The sequence below is a fragment of the Bradyrhizobium zhengyangense genome, from assembly GCF_022012555.1.
GTDB classification, from domain to species: Bacteria; Pseudomonadota; Alphaproteobacteria; order Rhizobiales; family Xanthobacteraceae; genus Bradyrhizobium; species Bradyrhizobium zhengyangense.
Window position 1 is genome coordinate 652,427 of sequence record NZ_JAKLTZ010000004.1, and the last position, 15,031, is coordinate 667,457.

Consider the following 15,031-nt stretch of genomic DNA (forward strand, 5'->3'; position numbering starts at 1 on the left):
GTGTCAGTCAGCCCCCGCTGAAAGATAAAGCATTTTCGACCTTCCTGGACTACGGCCACGTCCGAAATATCATCTCCGGCAGCCGAAATTACCGGAAGGGTCATAATACTGTTTCGAAGAGGGGATGGTTGCGGGGGGTGCAACACCCGTATTAGTTCGAGGGCAATCCCACGGCCCGCAGCATGGCCCTGCTAATCGGCCCAATGTCGGATGTGGCTACCGGCCATAAGCGAAGCGGGGTGTCCAGCTTCGCTCCAATTCAGCATCCTCATCCTCCTCATCGAGAGGGGCTTCGGGCAGCCCCTCGCTGGTCAACACGGTCAAGGTGTAGCCGTATTTGCCAAGGCCGATGATCTCTTCATCAAGAGTGATCCGACCCGGGCCGTCGAACCATGTCGCCAAGTCGGTTTCACCAACGGCGCGTTCGGCGCGAAGGACATTCGCCGCATCCGCGTTGAACCTCTGCGTCGCTCCGTCGGGCAAAGGAGCGCCTTTTCGCAAGAACGCTAGCTTGCCGAGATTCTTGAAAGACTCCGAGGTAAACGCATATGCGATCTCGTTGCCCTTGCTGACGATGATCGCCATCGGATAGCTGCCGCACTCCGCGGCCCGAATCGCGGCAGCCGTGATCGAACAATGGGCCTTCTCAGCCAGCTTGAGAATGCCGTCGAGGCCGATCTGATAATTGGAGAGCAGGTTGCGTGTGAGATTGGACGGCAAGAGAAGGCCGCTGGCGAAGTGGTCAGCCTCCAGCTCGATCGACGTATTCTGTGTAAAATTGGCGCGGGACATGTGCGCGCCGCCGGCCTTGATAATCTCCTCGGGATGGCCCGGCAGGAACCAATGCCCCAGCTCATGGCCAATGGAGAAATTCTCGAAGCCTTCGTTGCCGTGCTCGGTGGAGTAGATGATGGTGGCCGAATCACCGGCGAAGATGATCGCGCCGGACACGCCCGTCACTTCGGCTGGTTTCGCCTGGATGACAATATCCCTGGCCTTGGCGATCTCTCGAGGTCTAACTGGAAACTGATTGAAGCCAAATTCCTCAGCGACCTTTTCGCCGTGCTGGGTTGCCATCTTCAACCGAAAGCCCGCCATGTTTCGCCCCCTATTTCTTGTCCTTAATCATTGTGTCGATGATGTTCTGAATAAAAAGTCGATCTTTTGCGCTCAGCTTGTCTTCGTCGCGAAAGGCGGTCGTCGCGGCTTGCGCCCCGAGTAGGTAGTCGGCCGAGACCTTCAGCGCCTTCGCGAGCGCTCGCACGTTGTCGAACGACGGCTTGCGGCGCCCAGCCTCAAAATGGGCGATGGCCGAAGGTTGCATGCCGGCTTCCCTGGCCAGTTCGGATTGGCTTAGCTCCCGCGTTTCGCGCGTTTTGCGCAGGCGAGAGGCGAAGTCTTTTGGTGCGCTTGACTCGGCCATGACAGATCGTATAGAGTTCCATGTCTAGATCGTCGACAGCCCCGCGGGGCTATTTCTTCGGCTCAGGCTATGACAGAGCGTATAGCTACTTATTACGATTTGCGAATCAGGTCAAGGAATCAGGAGTTGTGAGCATGGCAGGCAAGAATCAGCATGTCGTTCCGCACGGTGACGAATGGGCCGTGCGTGGCGAAAGGAATGAGAGGGCAACCTCGATCCATCCGACCCAGGGAGATGCCGAACGGGCTGCACGGGAGATCGCGATCAACCAGCAGAGCGAAGTCGTCATTCATCGGCCGGACGGTCGGATTCGCGACAAGAATTCCTACGGGCACGATCCCTATCCTCCGAAGGGCTAAGCGACATGACGCAGGTTGCAGTTCCTTCAGATAAACCGCCGATTCGTCGAATTCTCTCGATTGACGGCGGCGGCATCATGGGAACGCAGCCGGCGTCCTTTCTTACGTCTCTGGAAGAGGATCTCGACCGGCCCATCGGAGAGTATTTCGATCTGATCGCAGGAACGTCCACGGGCGGCATTCTGGCGATCGGATTGGCGATGGGTCTTCCCGCGCGTGATCTCCTTGACCTCTATGTCCGTCGCGGCCCACACATTTTTGGACAGTCGGGCGGCGCTCTGGCGAGCTTCGCCGGCGACGCGTGGCGTCGCCTCAAGCACATCGTCACCCCGAAGCATGACGCTGATCTGCTGCGGAGCGAACTCTCTACAGTTCTCGGCAGCAGGCGCATTGGGGATGCGAGAACGCGACTGGTGATTCCCGCATGGGATGCCGACCATCGCGGTGTCTATATTTTCAAGACAGCGCATCATCCCCGCCTCAAGACCGATTACAAGCGCCTCGCCGTCGATGCCGCGATGGCGACGGCCGCCGCGCCCACCTACTACAAGCGCCACCGGACCGCCGAGGATGTCGGTCTGCTCGACGGCGGCGTATGGGCCAACAACCCGATCGCGTTGGCGGTGGTCGAGGCCGTCACTTTGCTCGACTGGCCGGCCAGCAGTCTGCGAGTGCTGAGCCTGGGCTGCGTCAACGAGGTCTACATGATCGGCGAGGCGCCTGGTTGGGGCGGTCTCGCAAAGGATGTGACCCGCCTGTTCATGGACGGCCAGTCGCATGGCGCGCTTGGTATGGCGAAGTTGCTTACCGGCCATCAATACGAACGTGAGGCGATTTTCCGGTGCTGCCCGGATGTGCCGAAGGATTTCTTCAATCTCGATGACACGCGCAAGATCGCGCAACTCAAAGGCATGGGCGCCTCATCAGCTCGTAAGGAGCGTCCTCGCATTGAACCCGTTTTTCTGACGGAAACTGCCGAATCGTTCAAACCTATCTACACCGTGAAAGGAATTGAGCCATGAATCAGATGTTCACGGCGCCTCCCCAGACGCATCTGCTTTTGCGCAAAGCCGAGGTTTACTCGCTCCTCGATCAGATTTGCCAAGCGCTGGAGTTGACCGCTGCTCAGCTTGAGGCTGCGCGGACGAGCTACGAGGCTGTCGCGGAATGGCTCTCCGGGTCGGACAACCCTCTTCTGAAGTGGATCGATATTTATGCTCACGGCTCGACCGGCCTCGGCACGACGGTCAAACCGATCGGGCGCGAAGATTTCGACGTCGATCTCATCTGCAAGGTGCTGCGCTTTACCGCTGACCGGCCACCGGCAGAGTTGAAACGCATTGTCGGCGATCGCCTGAAGGAGAACGCGCGCTACGCTGCCATGCTCGAAGAGAAGAAGCGCTGCTGGCGCTTGAACTACGCACGCGAATATCATCTCGACATCTCGCCGACGATCAACAATGCCAAATGCGCCAACGGCGGCGAATTGGTTCCCGACAAGAAGCTGCGGGAATTCAAACCGACGAATCCGAAAGGCTACAAGGCGCTCTTTGAACGCAGGGCAGCCCTAATCCCCACCTTGCGGATGCAAAAGGCTCTCGCTGCCGAGGACCGTGCGGCCGTCGAGCCCTTCCCTGTGCATGGCACCGCCAAAGGCATCCTGCGGCGGACGGTGCAGATCCTCAAGCGGCATCGTGATGTGCATTTCCTGGAAGTCGTCGAGGAGATCGCACCGATCTCCATCATCATCACCACGCTCGCGGCACAGTCGTATGAGTATTGCGTCAAGAGCTTTGTTTTCGATTCCGAACTTGACGTTCTGATCGCGACCATTCGGTTGATGCCACACTTCATCGATAAGCCGGTCGTCAATGGTCGGCGGATCTATGTGGTGGCCAACGAAACCACGGTCGGCGAGAACTTCGCCGAGCGCTGGAATACTGAGCCGGCTCGCGCCGCCGCCTTCTACGAGTGGCATGCGAAGGCACTGGCGGACTTCGAGGCCCTTCCGGATTTGCAGGGCATCGACGTTATCGGCAAGAGCTTGGAAGGAAGCCTCGGGAGTTCGGTCGTTCGCAAAGTTATCGATGCTCGCACCGACAGCATTTCGCAGGCACGCACGGCCAAGAAGCTCTACGTCGCGCCGACGGTCGGGCTCACGCTGTCCAGCGCGGCCAATGCGACGCCGGTTCGCTCCAACACGTTCTTCGGTGACTAGGTGTTTTCGCGTGACCGCCCAGACCTGACGCCCGCGCAGCAGTTTATGTTTCTGCGCGCCAATCCCATCTGTACGGGGACAGGCCGGCTGCACGCGACTGGCTTTATTTGGGATTATCGTGACAGGCCGACGCCCCTTAGCCGTGAATACTCCATGCGCATTACATTTCAGCGGGGCGAAACACCAAGCGTCTTCGTCACGGACCCCGAGCTTTCGGCTTTGGCGGGTGAGCGGCCCCTGCCGCACGTCTATCATGATCCCCTGCGCCTGTGCCTCACGTTGCCAGGAACGCGCGAGTGGACCGGCACGATGCGGATCGATCAGACATTCGTACCCTGGGCCACAACGTGGCTTTACTATTTCGAGGACTGGCTGATCTCCGACGACTGGAAGGGCGGCGGCAAGCACCCCGATCCGACGGATAACGAGCGTTATGGTCGACGGGTGCGTCGCGCGACGCGGCAACCGAGGATCTGACGGCTATATTACAATACATGCGGCGTCCCCTTCTGCTTTGATGCTATCTACCTTAACTGACAACTTCCTCTCGCCTTCCGGCCCCTTATCCGCCGCCATGACGCACTTGAACATCGGCGGGACCAGCTTAGCCGGATCGGGAAGGCGCGGCTGCGAACGCGGTCCCGGCTAGAGCTTCGGAATAGGCAACGAAAACTGCGCATGGCGCGGGCCCAAACCGGCTTTACTATTCGGCCTATTGGAGAGCCGACAATGGGAACCCCGCTCTGACTCTTTCCTGAGGATGCTCTCCGAGGGCTACCCTTCGGCTCGCTTAGCGAAATGACGCACTCGGCGAGCCTTCAAAAAAGCTTCTGTCCGTCGCCATGAACCGCGCCAACATAGGCGCAATGAGTTTGGTCGAAGCCAAGCATATCGCTCGGTATCTCGGTTCTCATGATGAACACGTAATAGGAGCGCTATCTGGCGGCTCTATTGAGCAGTTTCTCTGGAATGATTCCGTCATGAAGCAAGGCACGCTTTAGCATCGAAATATCACGGCCGTTGTTCACCGCGATTGCGCCGGCAATTTTATCGTGACTATCGAGGAAGATTGCCGTCCAATTGTTCGTTTCAGGATCGTCCAGCACGACACTGCGGTCAGCATTTTGCAGCACTCCTAACGACTGAATGTTGTGTCCAAACTGGTCCGACCATAGCCACGGCGGCTCCGCATAATGCGAGTCAATCCCTGCCATGGATTTCGCCGCGACCAGCGATTGGCCCGAGGCCACCTTCCAGGACTCAAGTCGCTGACGAAACGCGCCGCCTAAGACGGGGTGTGACGTCACCTCTCCCGCAGCGAAGATCGCCGGATCAGATGTCTGGCAGCGATCATCCACGACAATACCATCATCGACGTCCAGCCCCGCGTCCGATGCAAGTTGGGTGTTGGGTTGAACCCCGATCCCGACAACGACTGCGTCGACATCTGCGAATGCATTCCAGCGCAATCGCAACGAACCATCATCCTGATGATGAATTGAATCGATCTTTGAGCCAAATTCGAACTGGACTCCGTTCAGGCGATGCAATTTCTCAGCCCAACGGCTCAGGATAGCAGGCATGCCGCGAGATAGTATCCGATCCGTCATCTCAAACAGAAAAACCTCGCAGGCCATCGCTCGAGCGGCGGCAGCAACCTCTAACCCAATGAACCCGCCGCCGATCACAGCAATTCGACGCGATTCCCGAAGCACGGATTTCAAGCGAACCGCGTCTTCAAGCGTTCGCAGATAGAGAATTTTCGAGCTTTGCCCGACGCTATCCGGCAATTTTCTCGCCCGCGATCCGGTCGCGAGGAGTAGCCGATCGTAAGCATAAGCATTTCCGCAAGCGGTTAGAATTTCGGAGCGGTTTCGATCGATCTGCGTCGCGGTTTGTCCGGGATGATACGAAATACCGTTCTCATGATAGGTCTCCGCGTTTGCCAGATAGCGCGGTGCGCCCTCGCCAAGGACTTCTTTGGACAGCGGCGGGCGATCATACGGCAGGCCGAGTTCGTCTCCGAGAATATCGATCTTGGCTTGTGGCGCCAACTCGCGAAGATGCACGGCGGCTGTGTGCCCCGCGAGGCCTGCTCCGACAATCACAAAACGCATTTTAGCGCTCCCTGTAGGGGAAGGGCACATTCGGCGCGCCCGTCCTCCTTATCCGCCGTTGACAGGCGCCGAGCACTCTCACATTCAATACCTTCAGCCGAAGGCTAGTTGGCAGATTCTGCTGATATTCATCTGCGACGCACTTGCTAGACGCTGTAGAAATCGAGCGCAGTGGCCATTTGATCGTTCGTAAGGGAAATCTTTTTGAATCCGATCAGCCAAGCCTCTCCAAGACGGCGCAGCCGAAATTCAAGGCGTCCGAAGTTGGTATGGCTTTTACAAGCGCGCGGATCGTACGTATGAACCGTGAAGCAGGCATTTCCCTCGATCGAATCCGTCGAGGCCGCATCGACCATGATGTTCGTATAGGAATGAACCGTGCGCGGAAGCGGCATCGCCGTGATGGACTTTCGCGACTGTATCCTGTCAATTCGGTCACTCAGCCCATATGAGTTCTCATGATATATCATTGAAAGCTCGCGGTTCGGATTGGACGTCGTCTCGTACTCGTCCTTCCAGGCCGGCACCCAGAAAATCGCATCGTCAGCGTAGAGCTTGACCCAATCGCGGAATTTCTTCTGATCCAGAAGTCTTGCCTCCGTGAAGAGAACGCGAGTAGCAATCTTCAGGTAATCATCCTCTGACATGTCGCTAACCTAGCCTTCCGAGGGATCACGAGTCATAAGGCGCAGCCATTCCCGGTAACCGGAATGAAAGCATGTCTCATCGCCGAACAGGGGCGCTCCATAGGTCCACCGATCAGGTGAAACCTGCAATTCGGAAGAGTAGTTGAGTGCCTCGCCGGACTTCGGCCTCAAGCCTCGCGCATACCCCTGCGTAGGACCAGCGAAACGAGCTCCGTAGCCGGTCTGGCAAAGCTCGTACATGACGTTGTCGTCGGACGTCGCAAGACCGCTCGGATTGAAGAAATCCTCATACAGACGGATGCGAACGCGGCGCGCCTCGTCACTTTCACCAACTGGGGCAAGACAGTGAGACGTAATCTCCGTCTTGTCCGGAGCCAATGGCCGCCACGTCCGCAACTGCAGCGTGCCGATATCAACGATCTGCAGGTTAGGATAAATCGTGAGATTGCGCTGACGAAACATCCACTTGAGCTTGTCTTCCCGAGTCTGCCCCTGAACCGTCGACAGAAGTTTGCCATCCTGATTGAGAGGGCGGAGCTTATAAACCCTTGACGCATGAATGGACCACATCATCGCGTGCCCCCTCGCCAGGCTGAAGCTTCCTTGCGCGTCGGGGTCGGTCTCTGTCGGATTCCACGGCTTTACTTCTAGCGGTCCTCTCCGCACTTCACGCTTCTTGAGAACGTCGATATACGAACTGTGCGTTGAAGCGAAGTGGTAATAATCAAGCCCGTTCTCGAACTGAAGCTTCCAATTGGCGTCGAACGTGTAGCTTACGTTTCCGTCAACGAACTCCAGCCCTTCGATGCCCTGATCGACAACGAGATCGATAAACGCGCGCGCGTCACCAAGATGCTCCTCTAGCGTCGGCACGTCGGGCGACACGCTTGCAAACAGAAGCCCTCGATAGCTTGCAATCTTGGGAACAGGCTTGAGGCCATGATCATCCGCAAGAAAGGACGGCGGATACTGGCCATCCTTCTCATCGGTCATCGAAACATTCTTGCCGGCACTATCGTACGACCACCCATGATAGCGACAAACATGGAATTTCTGATTGCCCTTCTTAAAGGGGCAAACGATCGCCCCGCGGTGGCGACAGGTGTTAAAGAAGCATCGAATTTCTCCAGTCCCGTCCTTTGTAATCAGGACGGGGTGGCGCCCGATGTACGTCGTCACGAAGTCATTCGGCTTGCGTAACTGACTTTCCAGCCCGACGAAAACCCAAGTCCCCTCGAAAACGTGAGTAAGTTCGCGCTCAAAAATATCCTGGTCGGTGAACACCGTCCGATCTACCCGAAATATTCCGTCATCGGGTCGATCGTCCAGCAGCTTCGAAACCATTTCGGGTGTGATTGGCCCACCTCTGACACCACCGTCGCTCGGCCTCACAGGGCTGGGTACTTCCGACCTGAAGCTGGTCAATTCGACCTCCTCTATTTTTCTTGTAGCAAAGCGGAGCGGCTATTTCGGACGAGATGGGGGCGTCACACAAAATGGCGACATCGTCGCCCCCCTTGCCGTTAAGTTAGGTTGACGCGTCGGGATTAGACGGTGCCGAGGTGACATCGATTTCCACAGCATCACCGGCGACACGAACAGGATAGGTTGCCAGGGCCGTTTCTGCTGGTGAGGTCAACGCCGCGCCCGTTCGAACATCGAAGCGGGCGCCATGAAGCGGGCACTCGATCTCGTAACCATCGAGCCAACCGTCGGACAGAAGTGCATAGGCATGAGTACAAACGTCAGACGTGGCAAAATACTCTTCGCCGCAGCGGTAGAGCGCAACTTTGCATCCGTTGATATTGAGCTGCTGAATGCTGTCATCCGACACATCTTTCGTAAGAGCGGCTTTTACCCAGTTAGTCATTCGAGTCGACGCTCGCTTTTGGATTGTTGCGAACTTCAGTTCTTTCCGAACATATTCTTCCAGGCCTCGGTGCCCGGCTTCGCTTCCCATTGTTTGCTGTCGGACAACGTATTTATGCCCGCCCTAACCCCCGGACGGTCTTTGATCGCCTGGTACCATCGATCAATGTTCGGGTACTCCGACAAGTCACGTCGATGCAGCTTTCGCGTGCGAACCCAAGGGAATGTGCTGATGTCAGCGATGGAATACTCGCCGGCGAGATATTCAAATTCGCCAAGGCGCTTCTCGAGAATGTTGTATATTCGACCAACTTCCCGATCATAACGTTCGATCGCGTAATCGATCTTCTCAGTCGCATACACCATGAAGTGGTGCGCTTGGCCCAGCATTGGACCCATCGTCGTATTCTGAAATACAAGCCACTTTAGCGTATCGTAGCGCTTTTCAGGATCCTGAGAGAGAAATCTACCGGACTTTTCCGCGAGATAGATAAGAACGACCGCGGATTCAAAAACTGCATATGGCTTGTTGTGCGGGCCATCGTGATCCACGATGGCCGGCACTTTGTTATTTGGATTGATCTTCAGAAATTCCGGATGAAACTGCTCACCTGCCGTTATATCAACCGGAACTACACGATACTCCAAGTCCAACTCTGCCAGCATTATGGCTGCTTTATACCCGTTCGGGGTTGGCCAGAAGTATAGATCAATCATCGCAGAGGACTCCTATCCGACGATCTTGAGCCCTGCTGGCTTGTCAACGATCAGCCCAGGGTTCAACATCCACTTCGGGTCCAGTTCGGTCTTGGCGGCTGCCAGCACACGGCGGAACAACGGATCGACTTCCTTGTCGTACCAAGGACGGAACGATTTTCCGACAGCATGGTGGTGCGTGATGGTTGCGCCGAGTTCGATTAGCGCGTCCGACGCAACGTCGTGGAGCATCTTATAGGCTTCAAGGCTGTTGGCGTGCGTCGAAGGAGCCATGATCGAATAGTAAGGAGCCGGGCCGTCCGGATACAGGAAGGAGAACCTGCGGCAGACGATGCCGCCGCCAAGATTTTCCTTCTGGGCCTTCCGGATGCGACGCATGATCTCGGTATCGACTTCTTCGAACCGATCCCAAGTGTAGGCAGTTTCGAACGTGAAGCTGACGATTCCCATCGCTGCGCGCGTATGCATCAACCGGGGCAGATATCTGAACTGGTGCCGCCAGTTACCCTGCGGCCCGCTACGGCTGGTCTCCAGCGCGTTGTCCGCAGTTCCCGCCTGTTGCTTCACGACGCCACCGAAGTCCTTGCAGATTTCGAGACTACGCTCCAGCCACGCGTCCACCGGATGGTCGGCGGATTCGAAGCCCAGCAACAGGACCGAATCGGTGCCGTCTCCAGCGCCGTAGAATTTGGCGTCCTGCTCGTCCAGATAGCGACAGTTCGCCGGGAACAGTCCTGCTTGGGTGATCTGACGGACGGCCTTGGCACCCTGATAGAACGTCTTGAAGGAGATCGACGCATTCGCACGGAATTTCACACGCCCCTGTAGACGCATCCATGCATCGGTGATGATGCCCAGCGAGCCCTCAGACCCGATGAACAGCCGATCCGGATTGGGTCCCGCACCCGAGCCTGGCAGGCGGCGGTTCTGGATCGTTCCCGCCGGGGTGACCACGCGCAGGCTTTCCACCATGTCGTCAATATGCGTGAGATGGGTCGCATAGTGACCGGACGAGCGGGTTGCGATCCAACCGCCCAGCGATGAGAATTCCCACGATTGCGGAATATGGCGCAAGGTGAGGCCATGCGGCTTCAGTTGTTCTTCCAGAGCCGGACCGAGAATGCCCGCCTGGATCCGCGCGCAGCGCGACACGGGGTCGACTTCGAGAATCTTGTTGAGGTTGCCCAAGTCGATTACGACGACCCCGGGAAAGGCGTCGCGCTCGGGACCCCAGAAGCCGCCGGTGACGCTCGATCCGCCGCCATACGGGATGCATGCATAACTATTTTCCCCGCACCAGTCGAAGATGGCAGCGATGTCTTCTTCGTCGCGCGGATAGGCCACGACGTCCGGAGCCTTCTTGAAATCGCGCCGGTAGATAAGGGTCATGTCCTTGAAACCCTTACCGTACGTATGAACAATTCTGTCCCATTTTTCCGAGGTACAGAAATCCTCCAGCGTTCGCGGGATCTTTATGCGCGACGCATAAAGTTCAATCTCGTCCAGAGTCGGGTCTGACAGAATTTCGATGTCTTTAATTCCAAGCCGCTGCTCCACGCGGTCTCGCATGGTTCGGATTTCGTCCTTGGAATTAGCTTCACCTTCATATCCCCACGACCAGAACTTCCTTCGCTGGCCGTAGTAGCCACTCTTTTCCTTCGCCACAGCGCTTCTCCTTCGAGATTTTCGACGTAAATCAACCATCCAGGTGCGCATGCGTTTTGGTAGACATCGCGATCTGGTTCGACCAAATTGGCATATCCAATTCGGTCGGTCAATGGTTCTCGGAGTAGATAAGCACCCCGGAGCTACGCCACCGCGACAACATTCGCCTTGACACCGCCGCCAAGAGCACGCTTGAATGGTATGACCAGATTGGATGTGCCAGATTGCAACTGATCTGCAAATAGAGAACTCACCTCATTTTTTGATGAGCGGGCGTTCAGCGGCCTTTTTCACATAGAGAGGGACAAGAGCGTGGTGCTGTCGGACCAAGCCAATCTGCATGGTGAGCGCGCCCTCCAATGGACCGCGTCATGCTGAGATATCTAATTCGTCGCCTTGTCGCCCTTGTGCCGACGTTCCTGTTAGCGAGCGTTATTGTGTTCTCGGCCATTCGCCTGATACCGGGAAACACGATCGACATGATGATGTCGCAGAACGACATCTCGGCCAGCGTCCAGACCCGCGAAGATCTTATCAAGGCACTCGGGCTCGATCAGCCGGTCCTTGTACAATATTGGCACTGGATCAGCTCGATTGTGTTCCACGGAGATTTCGGTCGCTCGCTTTGGACGGGAGATAGCGTCACCCGCCTCGTCGCCGAGCGCATGCCGATTACTCTGTATCTAGGCGTGCTGGCCATGATATTCGCGCTCTTGATCGCGCTGCCCGTCGGGATCATCTCGGCGATCCGGCAAAACAAGCCGGTCGATTATCTCGGCCGTGTCTTTGCCATCACGGCCCTGTCCGTCCCGCCTTTTTGGCTCGGGACATTAGTGGTGGTCGTGCCGGCGATGCTCTGGGGGATCGCTCCGACCGTGCAATATGTTCGGCTGACCGACGATCCCCTCCTTAGCCTCCGCCAGATGGTGCCGCCCGCCATCGTCCTCGGCATCGCCTTGTCGGGAGTGACGATGCGGATGACCCGCACCATGGTCCTCGAAGTCATGCGCCAGGATTATGTCCGTACAGCTTGGAGCAAGGGTCTCGACGAGCGGACGGTCGTCCTGCGCCATGTCCTCAAAAACGCGCTTCTGCCGGTCATAACCATCGTCGGGTTGCAGTTGCCCCTGCTGATCGGTGGCGCGGTCGTGATTGAGCAGATCTTCGTGATCTCCGGTATGGGCCAACTACTCCTGATGGCGGTGTCGCAGCGGGACTATCCGGTCATTACGGGCATCTTTCTTCTCGTGGGCGTCGGCGTAATGACGATCAACCTGCTCGTCGACATCAGCTACGCCCTCCTAGATCCCAAGATTCGTCAGGGCTGAACGCATGACTATCGAGTCACCTCTGAAGATCGAAACAGGTCCCGGGCGAGGCGCTTGGGCAGCACCCGTCAGGACTTTCTTCAGTCGCCTTTTTAAGCAGGATATCCTCGGAACGGTTTGCGCCGGCCTTCTCGCCGCGATCGTGGTCTGCGCACTCTTGGCACCTTGGATCGCACCGTACGACTTCGACGCGATCGACCTTACATCGCTGATGCAAGGGCCGTCCTGGTCGCACCACCTCGGCACAGACGAACTCGGACGCGACATCCTCAGCCGCATCATCTATGGAGCCCGTACTTCCGTTATCGTCTGTATCACCGCCGCGCTGCTATCGCTCGCCCTATCGGTCACGCTCGGGGTTCTGTCCGGGTATTTCGGCGGACGTCTCGATGCCCTGGTTCAGCGGTTCGTCGATACCTGGCAGAGCTTTCCCGACCTAATCGTGCTGATCGCGGGCGTCGCGGTTCTCGGCCCCGGGATCGTGCAGATCATCGCCCTCCTCGGCATCCTCTACGGCGTTGCCGGTTCGCGCATCGTACGCGGCGCGGTCCTGTCGGCGCGCGAGCAACTGTACGTGCAGGCGGGCCATTCCTTCGGCGCCGGTAACTGGCACATTATTCTCCGGCACATCCTGCCGACGATCGCCGCGCCCCTCATCGTGCTTTACACCACGCGCCTCGGCGGCGTGATCCTGGCCGAATCGAGTCTCAGCTTCCTTGGTCTTGGTGTGCCACCGCCCGCACCCGCGTGGGGCCGTATGCTGAGCGATGCCCGCCCTTACATGTTCGAGAACGTCTGGATGGTCGCGGCCCCTGGCCTCGCGATAACTCTGATCGTTTTTTGCGTGAACATCTTCGGAGACTCTCTCCGCGATCTTCTCGATCCACGCGGAATAGTGCGCAATTGAGCGAAAAACCATAACACTAAGGAGGAGCAAGGAATGGTAGGCCGACATCTCGGAACTATGGCGGTTATCGCGCTCGGGACTGTGATTGCGACCCAAGCCGTGAGCGCCCAGGAACCCAAATACGGTGGCACGCTGACCATCGTTCCTTACTCCCCGGGGATTGCGGCGTTGTCGTGGGATCCCGCCGACTGGAACTGGAAGGTCTCTATCGATGCTGGGCCCTACATGGAGCAGTTGATGGTGGGCGATCTAAGCAAAGGCGTACGTGGCGGCGGGAAGAACAACTTTTTCAGCGAGGCCTGGCTCAGCGACGACGTGCTGCGCGGCGAACTCGCAGAGAGCTGGGAGGTCGTCGACAAACCGCTCTCGATCGTTATCAACCTGCGCAAGAACGTGAAATGGCAGGCCTGCAAAGGCATCATGGAAGCGCGCGACTTTACCGCCAAAGACGTCGTGTTCGCGTATAACCGTCTCGTCGCTAGTCCGAAGGCGAACAAAGTCTATTTTTCCTTCATCGACAGGGCCGAGGAGACGGGACCGCACCAGGTGACCTTCTTCCTGAAGGAGTACAACTCGGAGTGGAAGTACCGCCTCGGCTACGGCTATTACGCCGGCATCTATCCCAAAGAGATCACGGAGGCCCCTAACGGCGGTGCTGGCAACTGGCAGAATGCCTGCGGCACGGGTCCCTTCCGGTTGACGCGGTATGAGGCCGGGGCCTTCGGGGATTATCAGGCTAACAAGGAGTACTGGGACCGCGAGACGATCGACGGCAAACCTTACAAGATCCCATTCGTCGATAACCTTGTGATGCGGACGATCGGGGATTCACAGACACGCCTAGCCGCCTTCCGCACCGGCAAGATCGATGTCATGGCGAATATCAACTGGGACGAACTCAAGTCACTGGCGCCGATCCAAGATAAAATCAAAGTCATCGAACACCCCGACTATGCGGGTGAGGCACTGGCAATGCGGGTCGATGCACCACCCTTCGACAACCCGAAGGTGCGTCTCGCCTTGAATCTCGCGGTCGACCGGGCCGCCATCTCGAAGCAGATCTATGGCGGCCACGCCGACTTTCCGCACCTGCCGATGGACGAAACTTGGGAAGGCTATTTCACGCCGCCCGAAAAGATGCCGAACGATGCCCGGGAGGTTCTCCAGTACGATCCGGCCAAGGCCAAGAAGCTCCTCGCCGAAGCGGGTCTTGCGAATGGTTTCGAGTTCAAGGCACAGGTTCCGAGCTTCCCTGAGCAGCTAAAGAAAGCGCAGATTGTAGCCGGATATCTGTCGGCAATCGGCGTAAAGATGACCATCGAGCCAAAGGAGTATGGAGCGTTTCTCAGTCTGATGACCACCGGCAAGCACGGCCCCGGCTATTGGCATTTCGCAGGCATGAGCAATCCGACGGCCTCAATCGAGAAACTGTACCGGTCCTCTTCCGTCTGGAATTCGGCCCGCGTCAACGACCCGAAGGTCGATGCGGCACTCGACACCATCCAGCAGGAGAGGGACCCGGACAAGGTCAAGAAGGGCGTCGCCGCGCTCACCAATGAGATGACCGCGCGAGCGCCATTCCTGTTTCTGCCCAGGCCGCGCTCGTTCACGGTATGGTGGCCGTGGGTCAAGAATTACTATGGTGAGATTTCGGTCTCCGCTCGGCGTGATGCGCCGGTCTGGGCGCGCGCTTGGATCGATCAGGATCTAAAGAAGTCGATGGGCTTCTGATCGATGCACGGAACTTTGGAAATGTCGGGGCCCCCGATACTGGATGTACG

At 57.5% G+C, this 15,031-nt stretch carries 16 protein-coding genes; 7 read left to right on the forward strand and 9 right to left on the reverse strand.

Translation table 11 applies throughout. The features are described from left to right. Positions 1–216 precede the first annotated feature (216 nt). Both L6639_RS18625 and L6639_RS18630 read right to left on the reverse strand, forming a co-directional pair. Complete coding sequence (locus L6639_RS18625; protein ID WP_006018773.1) at positions 217–1,098, reverse strand: ImmA/IrrE family metallo-endopeptidase; 882 nt, start codon at positions 1,096–1,098, stop codon at positions 217–219. Positions 1,099–1,108: 10 nt separating this feature from the next. Next, complete coding sequence (locus L6639_RS18630; RefSeq protein ID WP_013500416.1) at positions 1,109–1,423, reverse strand: helix-turn-helix domain-containing protein; 315 nt, start codon at positions 1,421–1,423, stop codon at positions 1,109–1,111. 134 nt (positions 1,424–1,557) lie between these two features. On the opposite strand from L6639_RS18630, the gene L6639_RS18635 reads away from it, so the two are divergent. From L6639_RS18635 to L6639_RS18650, 4 genes are read left to right on the forward strand one after another with little or no spacing between them, the layout of a single operon-like run. Then, on the forward strand, positions 1,558–1,782 hold the full coding sequence (locus tag L6639_RS18635) for a DUF2188 domain-containing protein (protein WP_006018771.1): 225 nt from the start codon (positions 1,558–1,560) through the stop codon (positions 1,780–1,782). A gap of 5 nt (positions 1,783–1,787) precedes the next feature. After that, entirely contained in the window at positions 1,788–2,804 is a 1,017-nt protein-coding gene (locus L6639_RS18640) for a CBASS cGAMP-activated phospholipase (RefSeq protein WP_006018770.1), read from the forward strand. Further along, positions 2,801–4,000: a nucleotidyltransferase domain-containing protein gene (locus L6639_RS18645; RefSeq protein ID WP_006018769.1), complete on the forward strand. Its 1,200-nt coding sequence runs from the start codon at positions 2,801–2,803 to the stop codon at positions 3,998–4,000. Before L6639_RS18640 ends, L6639_RS18645 begins: the two co-directional genes overlap by 4 nt. Beyond that, positions 4,001–4,477: a type II CBASS E2 protein gene (locus L6639_RS18650; protein ID WP_013500415.1), complete on the forward strand. Its 477-nt coding sequence runs from the start codon at positions 4,001–4,003 to the stop codon at positions 4,475–4,477. A 313-nt stretch (positions 4,478–4,790) separates the two neighbouring features. Here L6639_RS18650 and L6639_RS43475 read toward each other — a convergent pair whose 3' ends face one another. The 7 genes from L6639_RS43475 to L6639_RS18680 all read right to left on the reverse strand — a co-directional run bounded on the left by L6639_RS43475 (position 4,791) and on the right by L6639_RS18680 (position 11,015). Next, the gene (locus L6639_RS43475; protein WP_244438006.1) at positions 4,791–4,859 is read right to left on the reverse strand and encodes a DUF2274 domain-containing protein; all 69 of its coding nucleotides are present in this window, start codon (positions 4,857–4,859) and stop codon (positions 4,791–4,793) included. 76 nt (positions 4,860–4,935) lie between these two features. Continuing rightward, positions 4,936–6,117 carry an NAD(P)/FAD-dependent oxidoreductase gene (locus L6639_RS18655; protein WP_006018767.1) on the reverse strand — a complete coding sequence of 394 codons (1,182 nt, stop codon included), beginning with the start codon at positions 6,115–6,117 and terminating at the stop codon, positions 4,936–4,938. A 146-nt stretch (positions 6,118–6,263) separates the two neighbouring features. After that, complete coding sequence (locus L6639_RS18660; protein WP_006018766.1) at positions 6,264–6,764, reverse strand: aromatic-ring-hydroxylating dioxygenase subunit beta; 501 nt, start codon at positions 6,762–6,764, stop codon at positions 6,264–6,266. Between the two features lie 9 nt (positions 6,765–6,773). Then, positions 6,774–8,108, reverse strand: coding sequence for an aromatic ring-hydroxylating oxygenase subunit alpha (locus tag L6639_RS18665; RefSeq protein WP_237863165.1), 1,335 nt, complete (start codon positions 8,106–8,108; stop codon positions 6,774–6,776). 184 nt (positions 8,109–8,292) lie between these two features. Continuing rightward, positions 8,293–8,634, reverse strand: a complete 342-nt coding sequence (locus tag L6639_RS18670) for a non-heme iron oxygenase ferredoxin subunit (protein ID WP_006018764.1) — start codon at positions 8,632–8,634, stop codon at positions 8,293–8,295. Between the two features lie 35 nt (positions 8,635–8,669). After that, positions 8,670–9,350, reverse strand: a complete 681-nt coding sequence (locus tag L6639_RS18675) for a glutathione S-transferase N-terminal domain-containing protein (protein WP_006018763.1) — start codon at positions 9,348–9,350, stop codon at positions 8,670–8,672. 12 nt (positions 9,351–9,362) lie between these two features. Then, positions 9,363–11,015, reverse strand: a complete 1,653-nt coding sequence (locus L6639_RS18680; protein ID WP_006018762.1) for an FAD-binding oxidoreductase — start codon at positions 11,013–11,015, stop codon at positions 9,363–9,365. A 371-nt stretch (positions 11,016–11,386) separates the two neighbouring features. On the opposite strand from L6639_RS18680, the gene L6639_RS18685 reads away from it, so the two are divergent. The 3 genes from L6639_RS18685 to L6639_RS18695 are packed head-to-tail and all read left to right on the forward strand — an operon-like array spanning position 11,387 to position 14,981. Beyond that, positions 11,387–12,343, forward strand: coding sequence for an ABC transporter permease (locus L6639_RS18685; protein ID WP_006018761.1), 957 nt, complete (start codon positions 11,387–11,389; stop codon positions 12,341–12,343). 4 nt (positions 12,344–12,347) lie between these two features. Beyond that, positions 12,348–13,250, forward strand: a complete 903-nt coding sequence (locus L6639_RS18690; protein WP_006018760.1) for an ABC transporter permease — start codon at positions 12,348–12,350, stop codon at positions 13,248–13,250. Between the two features lie 57 nt (positions 13,251–13,307). Continuing rightward, a complete protein-coding gene (locus L6639_RS18695; RefSeq protein WP_237863166.1) occupies positions 13,308–14,981 on the forward strand; it encodes an ABC transporter substrate-binding protein in 1,674 nt (557 codons plus the stop codon). Positions 14,982–15,031: the final 50 nt, after the last annotated feature.

What these genes read in the sequence shown, in the direction of transcription:
- L6639_RS18625 (WP_006018773.1), bottom strand. Translation starts at nt 1,098, where the DNA reads ATGGCGGGCTTTCGGTTGAAGATGGCAACCCAGCACGGCGAAAAGGTC.
- L6639_RS18630 (WP_013500416.1), bottom strand. Translation starts at nt 1,423, where the DNA reads ATGGCCGAGTCAAGCGCACCAAAAGACTTCGCCTCTCGCCTGCGCAAA.
- L6639_RS18635 (WP_006018771.1), top strand. Translation starts at nt 1,558, where the DNA reads ATGGCAGGCAAGAATCAGCATGTCGTTCCGCACGGTGACGAATGGGCC.
- L6639_RS18640 (WP_006018770.1), top strand. Translation starts at nt 1,788, where the DNA reads ATGACGCAGGTTGCAGTTCCTTCAGATAAACCGCCGATTCGTCGAATT.
- L6639_RS18645 (WP_006018769.1), top strand. Translation starts at nt 2,801, where the DNA reads ATGAATCAGATGTTCACGGCGCCTCCCCAGACGCATCTGCTTTTGCGC.
- L6639_RS18655 (WP_006018767.1), bottom strand. Translation starts at nt 6,117, where the DNA reads ATGCGTTTTGTGATTGTCGGAGCAGGCCTCGCGGGGCACACAGCCGCC.
- L6639_RS18660 (WP_006018766.1), bottom strand. Translation starts at nt 6,764, where the DNA reads ATGTCAGAGGATGATTACCTGAAGATTGCTACTCGCGTTCTCTTCACG.
- L6639_RS18665 (WP_237863165.1), bottom strand. Translation starts at nt 8,108, where the DNA reads ATGGTTTCGAAGCTGCTGGACGATCGACCCGATGACGGAATATTTCGG.
- L6639_RS18670 (WP_006018764.1), bottom strand. Translation starts at nt 8,634, where the DNA reads ATGACTAACTGGGTAAAAGCCGCTCTTACGAAAGATGTGTCGGATGAC.
- L6639_RS18675 (WP_006018763.1), bottom strand. Translation starts at nt 9,350, where the DNA reads ATGATTGATCTATACTTCTGGCCAACCCCGAACGGGTATAAAGCAGCC.
- L6639_RS18685 (WP_006018761.1), top strand. Translation starts at nt 11,387, where the DNA reads ATGCTGAGATATCTAATTCGTCGCCTTGTCGCCCTTGTGCCGACGTTC.
- L6639_RS18690 (WP_006018760.1), top strand. Translation starts at nt 12,348, where the DNA reads ATGACTATCGAGTCACCTCTGAAGATCGAAACAGGTCCCGGGCGAGGC.
- L6639_RS18695 (WP_237863166.1), top strand. Translation starts at nt 13,308, where the DNA reads ATGGCGGTTATCGCGCTCGGGACTGTGATTGCGACCCAAGCCGTGAGC.